This window comes from Streptomyces nymphaeiformis, assembly GCF_014203895.1.
Taxonomy (GTDB): domain Bacteria; phylum Actinomycetota; class Actinomycetes; order Streptomycetales; family Streptomycetaceae; genus Streptomyces; species Streptomyces nymphaeiformis.
Genome location: NZ_JACHJY010000006.1, coordinates 152013 through 172390, shown reverse-complemented (window position 1 = coordinate 172390; position 20378 = coordinate 152013). Strand labels below are relative to the sequence as shown.

Here is a 20378-nt window from a genome sequence, read left to right as displayed (position 1 = left end):
CTACTCCTTCTCGCCGGGGAGCTCGACGGAGGCCACGGCCCCCTTGTCGTAGACGATGTACGCGATCCCGCCGACCGGCAGCACCTCCGGGGACCGGACCTGCCTGGCGACGAAGGTGCCGTAGAGGGGGTCGCGCGCCTCCTCCGCGACACGGGGCCCCGGCGCACCCGGCACCGGTGTCACCTTCAGCCCGGCGGGCTTCCCGTCGGCGCCGAGCCGCACGGTGTAGAGCGAGGAGAAGTCGGCGTACACGACCTGGTCGCCGGCGAGCAGCGGCGAGGACCACTCCTGGGCGAGGCCCGAGGGCGGGGCCTTCACCGGGTAGGAGGCCAGGGTCTCGCCGGTGCGCGGGTCGAGGATCTTCACGCCCTTGTCGAAGGCGACGACGGCGTTCGGGCCGACGGCGGCGGGCGCGACCGAGGCGAGCGGCGCGGGCACCGACGCCTTCACGGCGAGCGTGCGGGCGTCGAGCGCGTGGAACGTGAGCTGCGAGTAGCGGTGGTTGCCGATGCCGGCGCAGTACCCGGAGTCGCCGAGGACCTTGATCTCGTGGCAGTCCTTGGCGTCCGGGTCGGCCTCGCCGAGCAGGGTGCCCGTCTTCCCGTCGTACGCCACGAGTCCGCCCTGGCTGAGGGCGTAGACGATCCCCTTCGCGTAAGCCACCGGCTCGTACGCGCGTCGCTCGGCGTTCGAGATCGCCGAGTTCGTGAGCGCCTTGGTCCACAGCCGCCTGCCGTCGGCGAGGGAGAACGCGGTCAGGGCGACCCGCTCCGACTCGACGTCCTCCGCCACCTCGGTCGCGGCGAAGACGATCCCGTCGGCCACCAGAGGCCGGGTGGCCCAGATGTACTGCGGGCCCAGGGCGGGCTTCTCCCAGCGCACGACGCCCGTCCGCGCGTCCCGCGCCTGGAGCCTCCGGCCGGTGACGAGCACGACGCTCCCGTCGTGGACGGTGGGCCGGGTGCTGTCCCGGGCCACGAAGTAGACGACGCGGTCGCTCATGTACGAGTCCGTCGGGGACTCCGAGTCGACCTCCGCGTCCCACAGCTTCTTCCCGCTCGCCGGGTCCAGCGCCTCGTACCGCCCGTCCGTCGTCCGGCACACGAGGACCTTCTCGCCGGCCGAGCAGCCGAACGCCGGCGCGCGCAGCTTCGCCCGCCACGGCTTCCAGCCGGCGGGCCGCTGGGCGGCGTTCTGCGGGACGACGCCCGAGGCGTCGGCGGTGCCCCGGTCGTCCACGCCCGGGACCCGGGGCCCGGCGGGCGGGGCGGCCTTCGCGGGAGGCTGCTCCGTGCCCTCCGGCCACAGCAGGTACGCGCCGACGCCTCCGGCGACCGCCGCGAGCGCGAGCAGGGCGGCGAGCGCCCGCCGCCCGCGCTTCCGGCGCGGGGGCTCGGCGGGCGGGGCGGGCGCGGCCACCGGAGCGAGCGTCGGTACGGAGTGCAGGCCCGGCACCTCCGGGGTGACCACCGGCCCCCTCGGGTCGACGGGCGCCGCCTCCAGGAGCGGCCCGCCCGAGGCGACGAGCTGGGCGAGCTCCCTGCCGTACTCGCCGATGTGGTCCCGTACGCCCTCCGGCCACGGGAAGACCTTCGCGGGCTCCGCCGCGAGCAGCTCGACGAGCCGGGCGGGCGTGGGCCGGTCCGCCGGATCCACGGCCAGACAGGCGGCGACGGCCGGGCGCAGCTCCTCCGGGACGCGGGACAGATCGGCCTCGGCCTGCGAGACGCGGTACAGGACGGCCGCGAGGGGACCGTCGCCGAAGGGGTCCTCGCCGGTCGCCGCGTAGCAGAGCAGCGAGCCGAGGCAGAAGACGTCGGAGGCGGCCGTGACCCGGCGGGCGCCGGCCACGTGCTCGGGGGACATGAAGGAGGGCGTGCCGACCATCAGGCCGGTCGCGGTCATCGTGGTCGCGGTACTGCTGCGGGCGATGCCGAAGTCGATGAGCCGGGGGCCGTCGACGGACAGCATGACGTTGCCGGGCTTGAGGTCCCGGTGCAGGACCCCGGCCCCGTGCAGATCGGCGAGGGCCCGGGCGACGTCCGCGCCGAGCGCCCGCACGGCGGCGACGGGCAGCGGCCCGCCGCGCCGCACGGCCTGCGAGAGGCTGGGGCCGGGGACGTACGCGGTGGCCAGCCAGGGCACCTCGGAGTCGGCGTCGCCGCCGACGGGCGCGGCGGCGTACAGGCTGTCGACGAGCGAGGCGACCCTGATCTCGCGCCGGAAACGGTCGCGGAACGCCGGATCGCCGACGACGTCACGGCGCACGGTCTTCACGGCGACGAAGGTGCCGCCCCCGACGGAGCGGCCTGCGGGGCCGTCCTCCGGGCCGGGCCTCGCACCGTCCCCGGCACGTGCCCCGGCACCGTCCCCGGCACGTGCCTCGGGACCGTCCCCGGCACGTGCCTCGGGGCCGCCCTCCGGGCCGTCCTCCGCGCCCCGCGCGAGGAACACCTCCCCCATGCCGCCGGCGCCGAGCCGGGCGAGGACCTCGTACGGTCCGATACGGCGTGGCGCGCCCTCGCGCAGCGGTCCCAGCACCTCGTCCTCCCCCTGGTGACGCGTCGTCAGCCCCGCATCATTGCATGTGCATGCAGGACGAAGGGCCGGCCCCCCACGGGGCCGGCCCTTCGCTCAAGGAGTGCGGCTCAGCCGGTGTACGGCTTCGCGCTGAGGATCTTCACCGTGGCCTTCTTGCCGTTCGGCAGCTCGTACTCGGCCTCGTCGCCGACCTGCTTGCCGTTGACGCCGACGCCGAGCGGCGACTGCGGCGAGTAGGTCTCGATGTCGTCGCTCGCGTACTCGCGGGAGGCGAGCAGGAAGGTCACCGTGTCGTCCTCGTCGCCGTCGAAGGCGATCGTGACGACCATGCCCGGCTCGACGACGCCGTCGTCCGCCGGCGCCTCGCCGACCTTGGCGTGCTGGAGCAGCTGGGTGAGCTGGCGGACCCGGAGCTCCTGCTTGCCCTGCTCCTCCTTGGCCGCGTGGTACCCGCCGTTCTCGCGCAGGTCCCCCTCTTCGCGCGCCGCGGCGATCTTGGCGGCGATCTCGGTACGCGCGGGACCAGACAGGTACTCAAGCTCGTCCTTGAGCTTGTTGTACGCCTCCTGGGTGAGCCAGGTGACGTTGTCGCTGGTCTGGGTCACAGGTGCTCCTCGTAGGTACTGGGAATACAAAGCATCGCCCTACACGGACAGCATGCGCTTCCCGAGTGGGCGAAACCACGAGCCTAACAATGAGTGGCGAAAAGCGGGAGGACATAAACCATAAAGATGGCGTCACCCCAGGTCACCGTGGTGACTCGCCGGGACTCGACACCCCGTCCCTACCCACCGCTACCGCGCCGTACACCCGATGAGCTCGGCGCTCGTCGCGCGGGCGGTCGTGCGGAGCGAGAAGACGCGGTCGACCCGGGTCCCGGGGTCGTCGACGCGCACGTCCTTGCGGGCCACCTCGGCGCCGTCCTCGGAGCGGGAGCGCAGCGTGCAGACGCCCTTGACGCCCGCGTCCTTGCGGATCTCCAGGTGGACCTGGACCTCGGCGTCGCTCACCACCTCGAACTTGATCATCTCGGCGCTGATCTTGTTGTCGACGACGTAGTGCCAGCCGAACCAGCCCATCATGCCGAGGAAGAGGACCCCGAGCACCGCACCGGTGATCTTGAGCTTGCGGTCGGCCCGCTCATCCGCGGAGCGCCCGTAGCGCCCCTCGGGCAGCTGCTCTCGCACCGCGCTCATGGGGGATCCTCTCGAAGCCGGGGGTGGCGGAATTTTCGCTCCCCCGATTCCGTCACTATAGAGACCACCCTCCGCGTCGAATCACTGAGGATCGAGCTTTGACTGAGCAGCTGCGACTGATGGCCGTTCACGCCCACCCCGACGACGAGTCGAGCAAGGGTGCGGCCACGATGGCCAAGTACGTGTCCGAGGGGGTGGACGTCATGGTCGTGACGTGCACGGGCGGCGAGCGCGGCTCGGTCCTGAACCCCAAGCTTCAGGGCGACCCCTACATCGAGGCGAACATCCACGAGGTGCGCCGCAAGGAGATGGACGAGGCCCGCGAGATCCTCGGCGTCTCCCAGCACTGGCTCGGATTCGTCGACTCGGGCCTGCCCGAGGGCGACCCGCTGCCCCCGCTGCCCGAGGGCTGCTTCGCCCTGGAGGACGTCGACAAGGCGGCCGGGGCGCTGGTCCGCGAGATCCGCTCCTTCCGTCCGCAGGTCGTCACGACGTACGACGAGAACGGCGGGTACCCGCACCCCGACCACATCATGACCCACAAGATCACGATGGTGGCGTTCGACGGCGCGGCCGACGCCGAGAAGTACCCCGAGGCCGAGTTCGGCCCGGTCTGGCAGCCGCTGAAGCTCTACTACAACCAGGGCTTCAACCGCCCGCGCACCGAGGCCCTGCACGAGGCGCTCCTGGCGCGCGGCCTGGAGTCGCCGTACGGGGACTGGCTGAAGCGCTGGGACGAGTTCGGCGGCAAGGCGCGCAACCTCACCACGCACGTGCCGTGCGCGGACTTCTTCGAGACCCGCGACAAGGCGCTGATCGCCCACGCCACCCAGATCGACCCCGACGGCGGCTGGTTCCGGGTCCCGATGGAGATCCAGAAGGAGGTCTGGCCGACGGAGGAGTACGAGCTCAGCAAGGCGCTGGTCCCGACCTCCCTCCCCGAGGAAGATCTCTTCGCGGGCATCCGCGACAATGCCTGACATGAGCGCACACCTGGCACTGACCCAGCTTGTCCCCTTCGCCGCCGAAGAGCTGGACAAGAACAAGGTGACCCCCGGCGTCCTCGGCTTCGTCGTCTTCGCGGCCCTGGCCCTCGCGGTCTGGATGCTGATGAAGTCGATGAACCGCCACATGGGCAAGGTCTCCTTCGAGGAGGCCCCGGACCCGGAGGCGGCGACCCCGGCGGAGCCGGCGTCCACCAAGGGCAAGTGACCCACCCGCCCCCCGGGCCGTACGAGGAGTACGGCCCGGGGGGCGGCCCCGTCCCGAGGGGCCGGGTGCCTACGGCGCCTCCGGCCCCTTGAGGTCGTCCCGCACCCCCAGGACCTCCCTGGCGGCACGCGAGGGGACGAGGCCCAGGTCCCAGGCCTGCCACGGGGTGGACGGGGTGGTGCCCCGGTCCAGGAGCAGGGCGTGGGTCTCCGCGCAGTCGTCGAGGCGGGGGTCGCGGGCCGGGTGCCGGTCCGCGGCGAGCGCCGCCAGCTCCTCGCGGGCCGATGCCGTGCCCGGCTCCGGGCTGCCCGGCACCGCGTGCGGCAGCAGCCCGCAGCGCAGCAGGCGGGCCCAGTCCGAGCCCCGCCGGTCGCCGTACCCCTCGAAGAGCGCGCGCGCCTCCTCGCACAGCGCGAGCGCCTGCGGGACGCGCCCGTTGCCGGCGTCGACGATCGCGAGCTCCAGGCAGGCCCACGCCTCCCCGTGGGGAACCCCGATCCGCCGGAAGTCCGCCCGCGCGTCCACGAGCAGCTGCCGGGCGAAGCCCGAGTTCCGCAGGTTGCCGGCCCGCGCCCCCTGCTGGTCCCGGGTGACCCGCCCCAGGTGGTGCCGGGCGCAGGCGAGCCCGTACAGGTCCCGCATCCGCGAGAACATCGACCGCGCCCGCCCCAGCTCCCGCACCGCCTCGTCCCGGTCGCCCCGCTCCTCGAGCGCCTGCCCCAGGTAGTACAGCGTCCACGCCTCCCCGCGCGCGTCCTCCTGCTCCCGGTGCCGCGCGAGCGCCCCGCGCAGCTCGTCCACCGCGAGCTCCGCCTCCCCGGCGGCGAGCCGCGCCCGCGCGAGCTGGGTCAGCGCCCACGCCTCGCCGCGCCCGTCGTGGACGCGCCCGTACGTCTCCAGGGCCTGCCGCAGCTCGCCCTCCGCGCCCGCCGTGTCGCCGAGGACGAGCAGCACCTGCCCGCGCTGGAAGTGCGCCCACGCCTCGCCGTGCAGCGACTCGTGCTCCCGGTGCAGCGCGAGCGACCGTCCGAGCAGCGCCGACGCCTCGGCGAGGTCGCCCCGGTCGCGCTCCACCGCGGCCAGCGCGTGCAGCGTCCACCCCCGGTCGGCGGCCAGCGACTCCGGCCCCTGGAGCGCCAGCGCCTCCCGCAGGCGCGCCGCGGCCTCCGTGAGCCGCCCCTGGTGGTGCAGGGTGATCCCCAGCGAGCAGAGCGCGAGCGCCGCCCCGGCGTCCTGGTGGGCCTCCTGGTACTGGGAGACGACCGAGGTCAGCGTCTTGCGGGCCTTGTCCAGTTCGCCGAGCTGCCGCGCCGCGATGCCCGTCCGCCACCGCACCGAACGCGTGAGCAGCCCCTGCCCGACGGACTCGGCCAGTTCGTTGATCTCGCCCAGCCGGTAGAGGTCGCCGCGCAGCAGGCAGTAGTCGCAGAGCGCGCTGAGCAGATCGAGCACGGTCTGCTGGTCGACGCCCTCCGCGTGCCGCAGTGCCGCCGTGATGAAGCTGGACTCCTCGTCGAGCCAGCCGAGCGCCGCCTCCAGGGAGCCGAAGCCGTGCCCGTCGAACCGGTCGGCCCGGGTCGACATCTTGCCGTCGACCATCCGGATCACCGCGTCGGCGAGCTCCGCGTGGTTCCGGAGGAGCCGCTCCTGCGCGGCCGCGATCTCGGCCGCGTCCTCCTCGTCGAGGAGCCGGACCGCCGCGAAGGCGCGCACCACGTCGTGCAGCCGGTAGCGCTCCCCGCGCACGTGGTCGAGCAGCCCGGCCGCGCAGAGCTCCCGCAGCCGCCGGGCCGCCTCGGTCCCGCTCCCGCCGAGCAGCGCGGCCGCCGCCGCCGCGCCGAGCGAGGCCCGCCCGGCGAGCGCGAGCCGCCGGAGCAGCTGCCGGGCGTCCTCGTCGAAGTCGAGGAAGTACCGTACGGACAGGGCGCGTTCGACGGGATCGGCGCCCCAGCCGGGCCGGGCGAGAACATGCGCGAGGTCGTCCATGGCGCGCCCCCCGAGCAGGGAACCCGCGACCCGCAGCGCCAGCGGAAGGCCCCCGCACAGCTCCCGTATCCGCTCGAAGGCCTCCGCGTCGTACGGGCCGGGGTCGGGCCCGCCGGCGGTCGCCCGCAGCAACTCCTCGGCGCCCGCCGCGTCGAGCGCGGCCACGGGCAGCGCGTGCACGTCGGCCGGTACGCCCTCGCCGAGGTCCAGCGGCTCCCGGCAGGTCACGAGGACGAGGCTGTCGGACCGCTCGGGCAGCAGGGCGAGCACCTGGCCGGCATCGGCGACGTCGTCGAGAATCAGCACCACAGGCACCCCGCTCACCTGCCGCCGGTACAACTCCGAGAGCTTCCGCACCTGTTGCTCCGCCGAGGCGCCCTCGCGGAAGAGCAGCCGGTCGCGCGGGGCGCCGAGCCGGTTGAGCAGGTGCAGCAGTGCCTCCCGGTCCGTCACGGCACCGTCCCGCAGGTCGACGACACAGGCTCCGCGGAACTGGTCCCGCAGCGCGTGGGCGGCCCGCACGGCGAGCGCGGTACGGCCCGAGCCGGGCCGGCCGTGCAGCAGGACGACGGTCGGCCGCGTCGCGGCCGAGGCCCGCCCGGCCTGCACCCACCGCGTGATCCGCGCGAGCTCCTCCCGCCGCCCGGCGAACACCCCACCGGGATCGGGCAGATGCCCGAAGGACCGCTCCAGCACGGCCCGCGTCCGGGCAGCCGCACTCCGATCGACCCGCCGCCCCTCAGCCCCACCCGACCACCCGACTCCACGGGAAGCCCCGCCCCCACCCACCCCGCCACCGCGCGCCGAACCCTCGACCGCACCCCCACCCACCTCAACCGACCCGCCACCGCGAGCCGGGCCCTCGACCGCACCCCCGCTCCCTTCAACCGGCCCGCCACCGCGCGCAGCCCCTCCGACCCCCAGGACAGGGGCCGGGCCCCCGCCCGCCCCGGCCGACCGGTCGTCGCCCGCGGAGCCGCCGAGCGCCGAAGCCCCGGTCTCTCCCCGCCGGGCTCGGTCCGCGGCCCCGCCCGCCCCGGCCGACCGGGCCTCGCCCGTCGAACCCCCGACCTCCGTCGACTCGGCCCCGGCCCCGGCCGCTGAAGTCGCCGACCCCGGCCCGTCCGCCTCCGCCCGCGCCGCAGGCACCCGCACCCGCACCCGCTCCCGCTCTCGTTCCAGGAACGGCCGCACCCCCCGCACCTCAAGGGCCCTCAGCCAGTCGGCTCGTGACTGCTCCACCCCATCGGCCCCGCGGGGCCCGCCCGTCGCCCGCAGTACCGTCGCCGCCGCACCCGCCACCGCGGCCGCCGCGCCCGCGCCGAGCGCCGTCCCCGGCCCCGTACCGAGCGCCAGGTCCGCGCCGAAGGCCGCCGCCGCGGCGACACCCGTGACCAGCGCGGGGCCGCCGAGAAAGGCCGGGCGCCTCCGTCCGGCCGCCTCCGCCCGCAGATAGACCGCGTACGCGTCCCCCGCGTCCGCCGCCATCGCGTCCAGCTCCGCCCGCCCCCGCGCGAGCAGCACCTCCGCGTCCGCCCGGCCCCCGGAGACCCGTACCTCCTCCGAGACCACCCGCTCCAACAGCCGCTCGGCCTCGGCCCGGTGACTCTCCCGCATCTGCGTTCCCCCTCCGCGCGTGCCCGACGAATCCGGCCCAGTGTCCTGCGTCGCGCGCGTCGGCGCGAGGGAGCGGAGAAAGGAGGAGACCACTGCGGCAGGATGGGCCCATGCCGAACCGACTGGCCCATGAGACCTCCCCGTACCTCCTGCAGCACGCCGACAACCCGGTCGACTGGTGGCCGTGGTCGACCGAGGCCTTCGAGGAGGCCCGGCGCCGCGACGTCCCCGTGCTGCTCAGCGTCGGGTACAGCTCCTGCCACTGGTGCCACGTCATGGCACACGAGTCCTTCGAGGACGACGCCATCGCCGCCCTGGTCAACGACAACTTCGTCGCCGTGAAGGTCGACCGCGAGGAGCGGCCCGACGTCGACGCCGTCTACATGGAGGCCGTGCAGGCCGCGACGGGTCAGGGCGGCTGGCCGATGACCGTCTTCCTCACCCCGGACGCCGCCCCCTTCTACTTCGGTACGTACTTCCCGCCGGAGCCCCGGCACGGCATGCCGTCCTTCCCCGAGGTCCTCGAAGGCGTCCGGTCGGCCTGGGCCGACCGCCGCGGGGAGGTCGACGAGGTCGCGGACCGCATCGTGAAGGACCTGGCGGGCCGCTCCCTGGCCTACGGGGGCGACGGCGTCCCCGGCGAGGAGGAGCTGGCGGGGGCCCTGCTCGCGCTGACCCGCGAGTACGACGCGACCCGCGGCGGCTTCGGCGGCGCCCCCAAGTTCCCGCCGTCGATGGCCCTGGAGTTCCTGCTCCGCCACCACGCCCGTACGGGAGCGGAGGGGGCCCTGCAGATGGTGGCCGACACCTGCGAGGCGATGGCCCGCGGCGGCATCTACGACCAGCTGGGCGGCGGCTTCGCCCGGTACGCCGTGGACCGCGCCTGGGTCGTCCCGCACTTCGAGAAGATGCTCTACGACAACGCCCTGCTCTGCCGGGTGTACGCGCACCTGTGGAAGGCCACCGGCAGCGAGCCGGCCCGCAGGGTCGCCCTGGAGACCGCCGACTTCATGGTCCGGGAGCTCCGCACCCCCGAGGGCGGTTTCGCCTCCGCGCTCGACGCCGACAGCGACGACGGCACGGGCAAGCACGTCGAGGGCGCCTTCTACGTGTGGACCCCCGAGCAGCTCACGGACGTCCTCGGCGCCGAGGACGCCGCCCTCGCCGCCGCCCACTACGGCGTCACCGAGGACGGCACCTTCGAGCACGGCAGCTCCGTCCTCCAGCTTCCGCGGGAGGCGGGCCCTGCCGACGCCGACCGGATCGCCTCGATCGCGGCCCGGCTCCTCGCCGCCCGCGAGGAGCGCGAGCGTCCAGGGCGTGACGACAAGGTCGTCGCCGCCTGGAACGGCCTCGCGATCGCCGCCCTGGCCGAGACCGGCGCCCTCTTCGACCGCCCGGACCTGGTCGAGCGTGCCACCGAGGCCGCCGACCTCCTCGTCCGCGTCCACATGGACGAGTCCGCCCGGCTCACCCGTACCTCCAAGGACGGCCGGGCCGGGACCAACGCGGGTGTCCTGGAGGACTACGCCGACGTCGCCGAGGGGTTCCTCGCCCTCGCCGCCGTCACCGGCGAGGGCGCCTGGCTGGAGTTCGCCGGCTTCCTCCTGGACCTCGTCCTCGACCGCTTCACCGCCGAGGGCGGCGCGCTGTACGACACGGCCCACGACGCCGAGGCCCTCATCCGGCGCCCGCAGGACCCCACCGACAACGCCACCCCGTCGGGCTGGACCGCCGCCGCCGGAGCGCTCCTCTCGTACGCGGCGCACACCGGCTCCGAGGCCCACCGCGCCGCCGCCGAGGGCGCCCTCGGCGTGGTCAAGGCCCTCGGACCGCGCGCGCCCCGCTTCATCGGCTGGGGCCTGGCCGTCGCGGAGGCCCTCCTCGACGGGCCCCGTGAGATCGCCGTCGTCGGCGACGCCGCCGACCCGGTCTTCAGGGAGCTGCGGCGCACGGCCCTGGCGGCGGCCACTCCCGGGGCGGTCGTCGCCACCGGAGCCCCCGACAGCGGGGAGTTCCCGCTGCTGAAGGACCGGCCGCTGGTGGCCGGGTCGCCCGCCGCGTACGTGTGCCGTCACTTCACCTGCGACGCGCCGGTCACCGACCCGGCCGAACTGGCCCGGAAGCTCTGAGACGAGCCGGGAACGGGGACGGCCCCGCGACCCCTCCGAGGAGGGGCGGCGGGGCCGCGCCGTGTCCTGGCGTCGTCGCTCAGCTGTTGCCGGCGCCGTTGCCGGAGAGGACCGGGATGTCGTCCAGGATGTGCGACAGCGCCTCGTCGCCCTTGGCCTGGGTGGAGTTCTCGGTGCACTGCTGGTTCTGCGGGGAGGACAGGACGTTGACGTCCTGGACCGAGATCGGGATGAGGCCGATGAGCGAACCGGCGTTGACCTTGGCCGGCAGACCGACGCAGGGCTTGTTCAGGGAGCCCTGGACGAGCGCGAACTGCGGGCTCATGTCGCCGTAGGTCTTGGAGTTGCCGAACTCCTGGTGCGCGCCGTTGCCCGACAGCGAGGTGGTGCCACCGTCGTCGGCGATCGCGAGCGCCTGCCCGGCACCCGCGGCCGTCGCGCCGAGGACGGACGCGGCCACAGCGGCCGTCGCGAGGAGCTTCTTCATGGTTCTGGCCTTTCCGATACTGACTGGCTGAATGCCGAGCCGTGCTGATCAACTGGTCAGCGGCCCGGAGGTTCCGGGATGTCCATCGGACGGACTACGGGCAGATGAGCGATGACCCCTTCGAGGGCTTGTACGCGCCCACCGGGATCTCGCTCGGCGCGACGGCCTCGGCGGCGGGCAGCGGCCGGTCCTCGGCCAGTCGCCCGAAGACCTCCGCGGCGCCCTCCTCGTCCCAGGCGAGGGTGGATCCGACGCCCTCGATGTCCGGGTTGAAGCCCCGGACGGGCACGGTCGCGAACTCCATGCGCTCCGGGGGCAGGTCCCGCAGGTGCGCGGCGAGCGTCAGCAGCTCGGCCGTGGAGATCCCCCGCTCGACCGCGCCGGTGCCGCGCAGGGTGGCCGCGAAGGCCTTCAGCGCGGCCGGGTCGTCGAGGATCCCGTCGTGGAGCCGGCGCAGGGTGTTCACGACGAACTGCTGCTGCTTCTGGATGCGGCCGAAGTCCATCTTCCCGTCGGCCTTCCGGGAGCGGACGTACTGGAGGGCCTCGCCGCCCGCGACCCACTTGGTCCCGGGCTGGAGGTCGATGGCGGTGGACGGGTCCTTGAGCGGCTGTTCCGTACAGATCGGGACGCCGCCGTCGACGCGGTCCACGGTGTCCATGAACCGCCGGAAGTCGATCTCCAGGTAGCGGTGGACGGGCAGTCCGGTCCTCGACTCGACGGTCTCCACGGCGAGGGAGGAACCGCCCTCCGCCCAGGCGTTGTTGATCTTCGCCGGGTGGGCGGGGTGCGTCTGCCCGGTGCGCCGGTCGACGTGTCCCGCGGGGAGCGTGGTGAGGGAGTCGCGCGGCATGCTCACGATCTCGACGCGGTCGTTCGCCGCGGAGACGTGCACGAGCATCATCACGTCCGTGCAGTCGCACTCGTGCCCGCCGAGGTGGAAGCGCTCCTTCTCCTCAGGAGTGACGTTCTTGCGGCTGTCGATGCCGACGACGAGGAGGTTGAGACCCTTCTCGGGGGCCGGGAGACCGGTGGGCGCGAGCGCGAGGGCGCCGGGGGCGAGGGCGGTGAGGGCGGCGAGGGCGGTCGCGGCGAGCAGCGGACGCCGAGCCGGCCGGGGGCGCGGGAATTTCATGCCCGCACCGTATTTTCGACCCGCTCGCACACAGGTACGCGACGCGACATGAACAGGTCGAATCACTCTCCTGCGGCGCCTGTGTAATGATGCGGGAATCGCAGCGGAAGGAGCGAAAATGGCGCCGGATCCCGGAAAATGGGAACGGATGGCCTTCATTCCGAAGAGCCGATATGTGAGTGACCCGCCTCCGGCCGACAGTACTCCGTTCCCCGTCTATTCCGCGCTGGTCACCCAGTGGGTGCAGGCGGGGCGGGCGGTGCCGGGGATGCCCGACCGGGAGTGGGAGCGTCTGATGGCGACGCCGGTCTGGCCGACCTGGTAGCGGAGCCGGAGCAGACGAAAGGGGCCGCCCCGGAGGGCGGCCCCTGACGTGTGAACGTCGTCGCGCTCAGGCGGAACGTCAGCTGTTGCCGACGCCGTTGCCCGACAGGACCGGGATGTCGTCCAGGATGTGCGACAGCGGCTCGTCGCCCTTGGCCTGGGTGGAGTTCTCGGTGCACTGCTGGTTCTGCGGGGACGACAGGACGTTGATGTCCTGGACGGCGATCGGGATGGCGCCGATGAGCGAACCGGCGTTGACCTTGGCCGGCAGGCCGATGCAGGGCTTGTTCAGGGAGCCCTGGACGAGCGCGAACTGCGGGCTCATGTTGCCGTAGGTGGCGGAGTTGCCGAACTCCTGGTGCGCGCCGTTGCCCGAGAGCGACGTGGTGCCGCCGTCGTTGGCGATGGCGAGCGCGGGGGAGGCGACGGCGGCGGTGGCGCCGACGATGGAGACGGCTGCGGCCGCGGTGGCCATAACCTTCTTGATCACGGGAGTTCCCTTCTAGAACCGGCTCCGTGCAGGGAGCGACCTGATCAACAGGCCGCCGAGCGCGGGGGTTCCGCTGTGTCACCCTCTTGGCGGAGCGTGCGCGGCAGCGCGAAACACGGACACAGTCGAACGAGTGAAGTGCCGGAACCAAAGTCCGCGACCGCAGTTGATCCCGTCGCATCAATCAGGTCGATTGGTGGGAACAGGAACGGAATCACCGTGATCAAGAAGATTATGGCGGCTGCGGCTGTGACGGCCTCTGTTGTCGGCGCTTCTGCTGCGGCGGCCTCCCCGGCGCTCGCCATCGCCGACGACGGCGGCACGACCTCGCTCAGCGGCAACAACGCGCACCAGTCGTTCGGCAACTCCACGACCCACGGCGACATGAGCCCGCAGTTCTCGGCCGTCCAGGGCTCGCTGAACAAGCTCTGCCTGGGCGCCCCGGTCAAGGGCAACGTCGGTTCCGTCTTCGGCCTCCTCGTCCCGGTCGCCGTCCAGGACATCAACGTCCTGTCCTCCCCGCAGAACCAGCAGTGCACCGAGAACTCCACGCAGGCCAAGGGCGACGAGCCGCTGTCGCACCTGGTCGAGGACATCCCGGTCCTCTCCGGGAACGGCGCCTACAACAGCTGATCCGTCTCGCGCACGACGGGGCCGGCGGGAGCGAACACGTTCCCGCCGGCCCTTTTCCGTGCGGGCAATGGGGTGAAAGAGCGGGTGTCGGTGTTATTCCGGTTTCCTCTGTGCGGCATGGTCGTTGTGTTGTGTGCAGCGGAAATTCATTCCGCCGAGGAAAGGATTCAGACGCAATGAACTGTAAGAAGGCCGCGGCCGTCATCGCCGGAATCGTCATGGCCATGGGTGTGGCGTCCCCCGCCTTCGCCGACGCGGACGCGACCGGCCTCGCCGTCGGTTCGCCGGGCGTCCTCTCCGGGAACGTCGTGCAGATCCCGATCCACGTCCCGATCAACGTCTGCGGCAACAGCGTGAACGTCATCGGCGCGCTGAACCCGGCCGCCTTCAACACCTGCATCAACGCCTGAGTCCCGGCGCCCGCAGGCACGGAGGGCCGGTCCCGGAGAGCATCCGCTCCCCGGGGCCGGCCCCCCGTCACGCCGGGACCGGCGCCTTCCCGCCCGTGTGCGGCCGCCCGGGGACCCCACGCCCGGCGCCCGCCCGCAGCCGCCGCCTGACCCCCTTCACCAGGCGTCCCGCCGTGTACGCGGCGCCGAACACGAACCGCGTCGACGGCCCGTACGAAGGGGCCGTGAGCAGCCCGGCGAGGAAGAGGCCCGGCCAGGAGGACTCGAAGAGGCCGCCGACCTCGGGGGCGCCGCCCGGCCCGACCCTGCGCAGCGCCCCGCGCAGCGCGGGGGAGAGGACCCCGGCCCGGTCCAGGCCCGGGGTGAATCCGGTCGCCGCGATCACGTGGTCCGTCTCCAGCACCGTCGTCCCGTCCGGCCCCGCCACGTCGAGCCGGAGCCGTCCGTCCCCGGTCACCCTCGCCGAGGTGACCCGCTGCCCCAGGCGGACGTCGCCGACCGCCGCGAACCGCTCGCGGAGCCACCAGGCGCCCGCAGGACCGAGCGCCGAGTCGAAGATCCGCTCGCGGGTGGCGGCCGGAAGGCGCCGGAAGACCCCGGGGGCGTCCGCGTACAGCCTGTTCCGCCAGCCGCAGCCGAGCCCCGTGTGCGGGGCGCGCAGCGAGCGCCACGGGCCGCGGTCGAGGGGCGGCGGCAGGGTGTTCCAGTTCAGCCGGCCGGCGCGGGCGACGATCCGTACGGCGGCGGCGCCCCGCTCGACGAGGAGCGTGGCGGTCTCCAGGGCCGCCTGCCCGGCGCCGACGACGGTGACGTCCCGGCCGGCGAAGCCGTCGAGCTCGCCGTGGTGGCTGGAGTGGGTGACGTACCGCCGGGGCAGTGCCCGCAGGGGTCCGGGGATCTCCAGGAACGGCAGGGCGCCGACGGCCAGCGCCACCGTCCGGGCGCGCACGGCCTCGCCGTCCTCGGTGCGCAGCTCGAAGCCGTCGGCGGCGGGCGCGACCGAGCCGATGAGCCGCTCGTCGAGGGCGGGCACGGCCTGCCGGGCGAACCAGTCGCCGTACGCGGCGAAGAAGCCGACCGGGAGGGGGAGGCCGTGCTCGGCGCGGACGCCCCTGGCCGCCGCGTAGGCGTCGAGGCCGTATGAGCCCGCCGGGTCGGAGAGGTGGGAGGCCCAGGGCTCCGACTTCAGGAACATCCCGGAGGGCATGGCGTGCCAGGAGTCCATCGAGCGGCCGAAAGTCCGGAGGCCCAGTCCGTGGGCCGCGGCGTGGGCGGCCACGGACAGGCCGTAGGGGCCGGCACCGACGACCACCAGGTCGTACATCGACGTCGACATCGTGCCTTCCGTGTTCATCGTGGGGCGAGCTGGTCGCCGGCGGTACGGGCCGCGGGCGGCGCGGCGGTGACGGCCGGGTCCCTCCGGCGGGACGCGAGCACCCGGCGGAGCGCGGCGAGGGCCTTGCGCAGCAGGTGTGCGAGCCAGGCGGCGCCCATGGCCAGCGCGGGCGCCGGATCGTCGGCCGCGAACCAGGCGCACTCGGTCCGCCCCCGCGCGGCGCCCGGCTCGGGGGCGTACCGGCGGCGCGGGGAGGCGAGCAGCGAGAGCGCGGCGTAGTTCTCGACCAGGAACCGCCGGCCGTACGCGGGGGAGTGCGGCGGTACGGGGCGGCCGGTGAGGTCCAGGTGCAGCGCCCGGACCACGTCCAGTCCGTCCGGGTCGGTGAAGAGCCGGAACTGGGCGCCGGGCCGGGGGTTGAAGTCGAGCAGGTGGTACGCGCCGGTCGCCCGGTTCAGCCGGAAGTCCAGGTCGCACACGCCCCGGTAGCCCAGCGCGTCGAGCAGATCGCGGGCCGTCCGCTCCACGCTCGGGTTCACCGTCCAGCGTCCGGAGGCGGTGAGCCCGGCCCCGTCCGGCCAGGAGCGCTCCTTGCGGCCGGTCGATCCGGTCGGGCAGCGGCCCGCCGCGTCCACGTACCCGTGGAAGAACCAGTCGAGGTCCCGGCCCGCCGGGAGCAGCTCCTGGAGCAGCAGCCGGCTGCCGGCCTCCGGGGTGCGGGCGTACAGCTCCCGCACCTCGGCCAGGGAGCGCACGATCGAGGTGCTCCGCAGCCCGCCGCCGGCCGGGAGCAGCCAGGGCCGGCTCCACTTCGCGACCACGGGGAGGCCGAGCGACCAGGCCATGGCGGCGGCCTCGTCGGCGCCCTCGGGGATCTCGGTACGGGGATGGGGCAGGCCCAGCTCGGCGCAGGTCTCGGCGAGTTCCGCCTTGTCCGCGACCTTCAGGAGCTGCTCCTCGGTCTGCTCGGGCAGCAGGAGGCGGGGGACGAGTCCGGGGCGGTGGCGGGCCAGGGCGAGGGCGCTGACGTCGTCCAGCGGCACGGCGAGCACGGGATGTGACGGGTCGTCGGTGATCTCGTCCGCGATCCGGGTCAGGAGGGCGGAGAGCGCGGTGCCGGAATCCGTCCCGGGGCGCACCCGGACCGAACAGAGATAGCGCGAATGTGCGACGGGACTGGTGCTCGATTCGATGACGGCGTGGACCGGAATTCCCGCCCGCCCCAGCGAACGCGCGGCGCCGAGCGTGCCGTGATGGAAGGGATTCCGGTCGAGCCGCACGAGGACGGTGGGGACGCTGGTGTCGAAACGCTGATTGGGCGGCACGGCATGCCCTTCATCTCGGGTGCCCCAACTGGGCGATGAAATCCTCTAATGGACTACGGAGCGGAGGGGAGCCGAGTTCACGGTCGGCTCATTAGGAATACTTTCGGAACATCTGATTGACGGATCATCAAATGGCATACGCGAAGGAGCGGCCATGGCATCGGCATACCGGAGAAGACCGAGAGCATGGCTGGGGGTGTTCACCGCCGGCCTCCTCGCCTCGGGCTCCGTCCTGCTCTCCGCCCCCGCCCAAGCAGCCGAATCCGTGACGGCCCCGGCGGCGGAAGACCCCGGCCCGGCCCTCGCCGGCGTCGCCATGGGCGCCTTCCTCGACTCGGGCAGGCTCGGGGTCACCCGCATCGGCCAGCTCGAACGCTGGCTCGGCGGCCACGAACTCCGCGTCGGCCACACCTACCTGCCCGGCGACCTCTGGTCGGACATCGAGGGGCAGCCCGGCTTCCTGGAGGCCTGGGCCGACTGGCGCAACTCCCGCACCGACCGCATGTTCGTCCTCAACGTGCCCATGCTGGAGCGCAACGAGGCCCGCCTCTCCGACCGCGAGGTCCGCCGCCAGCTCCAGCTCGGCGCCGCCGGCTACTACGACCACCACTTCACGGCCCTCGCCGAACACCTCGTCGAACAAGGCGCCCTCGACACGGTCGTCGTCCTCGGCTGGGAGATGAACGGCACCACCTACAGCCACCGGTGCGCCCCCGACCCCACCGCGTGGAAGAAGTACTGGAACCGGATCGTCACCGCGATGCGTTCCGTACCGGGACAGAAGTTCCGCTTCGACTTCAACCCCAGCCGGGGCCTCGACGCGATTCCCTGGACCGAGTGCTATCCGGGCGACGACGTCGTCGACATCATCGGCATGGACTCGTACGACCAGCCGGCGGGGATCGGTTTCGACCGGCACGTCAGCGAACCGTACGGCCTCCAGAAGCAGGTCGATTTCGCCGCCGAGCACGGAAAGCAGATCTCCTACCCCGAATGGGGGCTCTTCCGGAACGGCGACAACCCGGAATACATGCGGCGCATGCTGGACTGGATGAAGCAGCACAAGCCGCTGTATCACACGATCACCGACTACTGCCCGCACGGCGTCTGGCAGTGCGACGACAATCCGCAGTCCTCGCTGGTGTTCCGACAGGCGATGTACGGCACGGAACCGGAACTCCCGACGGAGCCGACCGATCCGACGCTCCCCGAGCCGAAGCCCGAGCCCAAGCCGGAACCGAAGCCCGAGCCGAAGCCGGAACCGAAGCCTGAGCCGAAGCCCGAGCCCAAGCCGGAACCGAAGCCTGAGCCGAAGCCGGAACCGAAGCCGGAACCGAAGCCTGAGCCGAAGCCTGAGCCCAAGCCGGAACCCAAGCCCGAGCCGAAGCCGGAGCCGGAGCCGAAGCCCGAGCCGAAGCCTGAGCCGAAGCCGGAACCCAAGCCTGAGCCGAAGCCGGAACCCAAGCCTGAGCCGAAGCCGGAACCCAAGCCCGAGCCGAAGCCTGAGCCGAAGCCGGAACCCAAGCCCGAGCCGAAGCCGGAGCCCAAGCCTGAGCCGAAGCCCGAGCCCGACTGTTGGACCGTCGACCTCGGTTCGTGGGTGGAGAACTGGCTCGGTGGGTCCCTCTGCGTCCCCAAGGACGACTGGAAGGACGATGTCGACCTCGACTGGCAGAACACCCTGAAGGAGGTCTGGCCCTTCTGACACCGCTCACGGCGGTGGTGGCGGAACTCATCCGCCGCCGCCGCGGCCGAGCATCCGCCCCACCCAGGCCCGTTCCCGCGCCTGCCGGGCCGCCCGGCGCCGGGCGGCGGCCGCGCCCGCGCGCAGCCAGAGCAGCGGCGCCGTACCGCGCCCGGCGAGGAGCAGCCGGCGGTTGCGCACCGGTTCGGGGCGCCAGTGCTGCTTGTACGACTCGCTGCCCCGCAGCATGCTGAGCGTGGCCCGCCCGCCCGCGCTGGTCTCGCGCGCCCCGTGCCGCAGCAGCATCGTCGCCACGTCGACCTTGCGGGCGCGCAGCGCGGGGTCGGCGCCGTACAGATAGCCGCCCGCGAGCCGCGGGGACATCAGGGTGAGGTCGGCGGCGACCACGTCCCCGGCGAGCCGGAACTCGGTGACCATCGCGTCGCCGCGCTCGACCATGGGCCGCACGGCCCGGGTGAGGTGCTGGGCGAACCGCTCGCTGGTGTGCTCGGTGGTGACTCCCCGCCCCTGCCACTGGAGTTGATGGAGCTTCAGGAGCCGGTCGAGGGCGGCGGGGACCTCCTCGCCGGTCACGACGTGCGCGTCGATGCCGAGCGCGTCCAGCTTCCGCAGCTTGGCGCGGACCCGCTGGGCCTTCCCGGACGGGATCCGTTCGAGGAGGCCCTCCATGGGGACGGCGGGCAGCTCCAGGCAGAGCGAGTCGGGCAGCCGGCGGCGAGGGCCGCGCCAGTGGGCGAAGACGCGTTCGCTGGCCGCTCCGGGCCGGACCTCCCGCAGGTCGAGGACCGCGCCGCGGGCGGCCCGCGCGAGGGCCCCGGCGAGGGCGGGCGCCGCGTCCGGGCAGTCGTCGTCGAGGAGGACGTCCGTGAAGTCGGTGATGGCGCCGCCGAGCTGGGTGAGGACGGGCAGCGGCCCGCGGGCCCGCATCAGGGGCGCGGCGGCGACGAGTTCGCCGCCGTCCCGTCGTACGAGCACCACCCGCAGCGCACCGGGACGGCCGTACGAGAGCCACCAGGAGTGCAGCCAGGAGTGGGACTGGAACGGCGTGGCGGAGAAGCAGCGCCCGTACAGCGCCGTCCACTCGGCCGAGAGCCGCCCGAACTCCTCCTCGTCACGGCAGACCTCGGTGCGCAGCCCGCCCGGGGCGGAGGCCCTCGGGCTCACACCGCCTCCGTCTGGTGCGCGGCGGCCGCCGGGGCGGGCACCGAGGCGGATCCGGCCGGGGCGGTCGCCTGCCGGGAGTGCCGGGCCTCGCCGCGCGCGGCGGAGCGCTTCGGGCGGACCAGGAGGGCCAGGCCGCCGAGGAGGCCGCCCGCGCAGCCGCCGACGAGCGCGGACAGCGGCGCGGAGGGGGAGACGGGCGCGACGGGCTTGGTGGCGCGGGAGAACTGGACGACCTTCACGCCCGTGCTGCCCGCCACGTGCGAGCTGTTCAGGATGAGCGCGCGGGCCACCCCGTCGGCCATGGAGACCGCCTGGGCGGGCTTCGCCGCGCGCGCGGTGATCGAGATCATCGGCGCGTCCGGGGAGGTCGCCGCCTGCACGTTCTTCCGCAGGGTGTCGGCGGTGACGCCCGCCCACACCTGGGCGTCTCCGGTCACCGCGATGTCGGTGGCGACCCGCCCGTACGCCTGGGCGAAGCCGAGCGCCCCCGCCGGGTCGGCCTTCTCGGCCGGTACGACGATGACGTAACTGGTCGCCGCGTACTCCGGGGTCTTCAGCGCTCCGTAGCCGCCGCCGAGGACCGCGCCGGCGAGGACGGCGGCGGGCAGGACCGCCCAGCGGCCGGGGGACCGCAGGCCGGCGGGGAGGAGGGCGCGGGGTGGGGTGGTGTTCATGGGACGGGTTC

Annotated in this window: 18 protein-coding genes; 7 read left to right on the top strand and 11 right to left on the bottom strand. The window is 73.6% G+C overall.

The window, feature by feature from the left end:
* From GGE06_RS21345 to GGE06_RS21335, 3 genes are all read right to left on the bottom strand, one after another.
* A complete protein-coding gene (locus GGE06_RS21345) occupies window positions 1-2541 on the bottom strand; it encodes a serine/threonine-protein kinase (protein ID WP_312883224.1) in 2541 nt (846 codons plus the stop codon).
* A gap of 107 nt (window positions 2542-2648) precedes the next feature.
* Complete coding sequence (greA, locus tag GGE06_RS21340) at window positions 2649-3146, bottom strand: transcription elongation factor GreA (RefSeq protein ID WP_116159146.1); 498 nt, start codon at window positions 3144-3146, stop codon at window positions 2649-2651.
* Window positions 3147-3335: 189 nt separating this feature from the next.
* Window positions 3336-3737 (bottom strand): DUF4307 domain-containing protein, encoded by a 402-nt coding sequence (locus GGE06_RS21335; RefSeq protein WP_116159145.1) that lies wholly within the window; start codon window positions 3735-3737, stop codon window positions 3336-3338.
* A 98-nt stretch (window positions 3738-3835) separates the two neighbouring features.
* On the opposite strand from GGE06_RS21335, the gene mca reads away from it, so the two are divergent.
* Window positions 3836-4717: a mycothiol conjugate amidase Mca gene (gene mca, locus GGE06_RS21330; RefSeq protein WP_116159144.1), complete on the top strand. Its 882-nt coding sequence runs from the start codon at window positions 3836-3838 to the stop codon at window positions 4715-4717.
* Window positions 4710-4949: a hypothetical protein gene (locus GGE06_RS21325; RefSeq protein ID WP_376773570.1), complete on the top strand. Its 240-nt coding sequence runs from the start codon at window positions 4710-4712 to the stop codon at window positions 4947-4949. Before mca ends, GGE06_RS21325 begins: the two co-directional genes overlap by 8 nt.
* Window positions 4950-5018: 69 nt before the next feature.
* On the opposite strand, the gene GGE06_RS21320 is transcribed toward GGE06_RS21325, so the two are convergent.
* Entirely contained in the window at window positions 5019-8552 is a 3534-nt protein-coding gene (locus GGE06_RS21320; protein ID WP_246532679.1) for a tetratricopeptide repeat protein, read from the bottom strand.
* A 110-nt stretch (window positions 8553-8662) separates the two neighbouring features.
* On the opposite strand from GGE06_RS21320, the gene GGE06_RS21315 reads away from it, so the two are divergent.
* Window positions 8663-10684 (top strand): thioredoxin domain-containing protein, encoded by a 2022-nt coding sequence (locus GGE06_RS21315; RefSeq protein WP_184931471.1) that lies wholly within the window; start codon window positions 8663-8665, stop codon window positions 10682-10684.
* Window positions 10685-10763: 79 nt separating this feature from the next.
* On the opposite strand, the gene GGE06_RS21310 is transcribed toward GGE06_RS21315, so the two are convergent.
* Together GGE06_RS21310 and GGE06_RS21305 are read right to left on the bottom strand one after the other, a co-directional pair.
* Complete coding sequence (locus GGE06_RS21310; protein ID WP_116159141.1) at window positions 10764-11171, bottom strand: rodlin; 408 nt, start codon at window positions 11169-11171, stop codon at window positions 10764-10766.
* 94 nt (window positions 11172-11265) lie between these two features.
* Entirely contained in the window at window positions 11266-12306 is a 1041-nt protein-coding gene (locus tag GGE06_RS21305) for an LCP family protein (protein WP_116159140.1), read from the bottom strand.
* A 118-nt stretch (window positions 12307-12424) separates the two neighbouring features.
* Here GGE06_RS21305 and GGE06_RS21300 point away from each other — a divergent pair, with 118 nt between their 5' ends.
* On the top strand, window positions 12425-12631 hold the full coding sequence (locus GGE06_RS21300) for a hypothetical protein (RefSeq protein ID WP_184931619.1): 207 nt from the start codon (window positions 12425-12427) through the stop codon (window positions 12629-12631).
* A gap of 78 nt (window positions 12632-12709) precedes the next feature.
* On the opposite strand, the gene GGE06_RS21295 is transcribed toward GGE06_RS21300, so the two are convergent.
* Entirely contained in the window at window positions 12710-13120 is a 411-nt protein-coding gene (locus GGE06_RS21295) for a rodlin (protein WP_116159139.1), read from the bottom strand.
* Between the two features lie 219 nt (window positions 13121-13339).
* On the opposite strand from GGE06_RS21295, the gene GGE06_RS21290 reads away from it, so the two are divergent.
* Complete coding sequence (locus GGE06_RS21290; RefSeq protein ID WP_116159138.1) at window positions 13340-13753, top strand: rodlin; 414 nt, start codon at window positions 13340-13342, stop codon at window positions 13751-13753.
* Between the two features lie 176 nt (window positions 13754-13929).
* Window positions 13930-14163 (top strand): chaplin, encoded by a 234-nt coding sequence (locus tag GGE06_RS21285; RefSeq protein WP_116159137.1) that lies wholly within the window; start codon window positions 13930-13932, stop codon window positions 14161-14163.
* Between the two features lie 67 nt (window positions 14164-14230).
* On the opposite strand, the gene GGE06_RS21280 is transcribed toward GGE06_RS21285, so the two are convergent.
* Window positions 14231-15487 carry an FAD-dependent oxidoreductase gene (locus GGE06_RS21280; protein WP_184931608.1) on the bottom strand — a complete coding sequence of 419 codons (1257 nt, stop codon included), beginning with the start codon at window positions 15485-15487 and terminating at the stop codon, window positions 14231-14233.
* A gap of 26 nt (window positions 15488-15513) precedes the next feature.
* Window positions 15514-16824 carry a carboxylate--amine ligase gene (locus GGE06_RS21275; protein ID WP_184931470.1) on the bottom strand — a complete coding sequence of 437 codons (1311 nt, stop codon included), beginning with the start codon at window positions 16822-16824 and terminating at the stop codon, window positions 15514-15516.
* 154 nt (window positions 16825-16978) lie between these two features.
* On the opposite strand from GGE06_RS21275, the gene GGE06_RS21270 reads away from it, so the two are divergent.
* A complete protein-coding gene (locus tag GGE06_RS21270) occupies window positions 16979-18529 on the top strand; it encodes a glycoside hydrolase family 26 protein (RefSeq protein WP_184931469.1) in 1551 nt (516 codons plus the stop codon).
* A 27-nt stretch (window positions 18530-18556) separates the two neighbouring features.
* Here the strand turns inward: GGE06_RS21270 and GGE06_RS21265 are convergent, their stop codons facing one another.
* Both GGE06_RS21265 and GGE06_RS21260 read right to left on the bottom strand, forming a co-directional pair.
* On the bottom strand, window positions 18557-19693 hold the full coding sequence (locus tag GGE06_RS21265) for a GNAT family N-acetyltransferase (RefSeq protein WP_312883223.1): 1137 nt from the start codon (window positions 19691-19693) through the stop codon (window positions 18557-18559).
* On the bottom strand, window positions 19690-20367 hold the full coding sequence (locus GGE06_RS21260) for a YveK family protein (RefSeq protein ID WP_116159134.1): 678 nt from the start codon (window positions 20365-20367) through the stop codon (window positions 19690-19692). Before GGE06_RS21260 ends, GGE06_RS21265 begins: the two co-directional genes overlap by 4 nt.
* Between the last annotated feature and the right edge of the window lie 11 nt (window positions 20368-20378).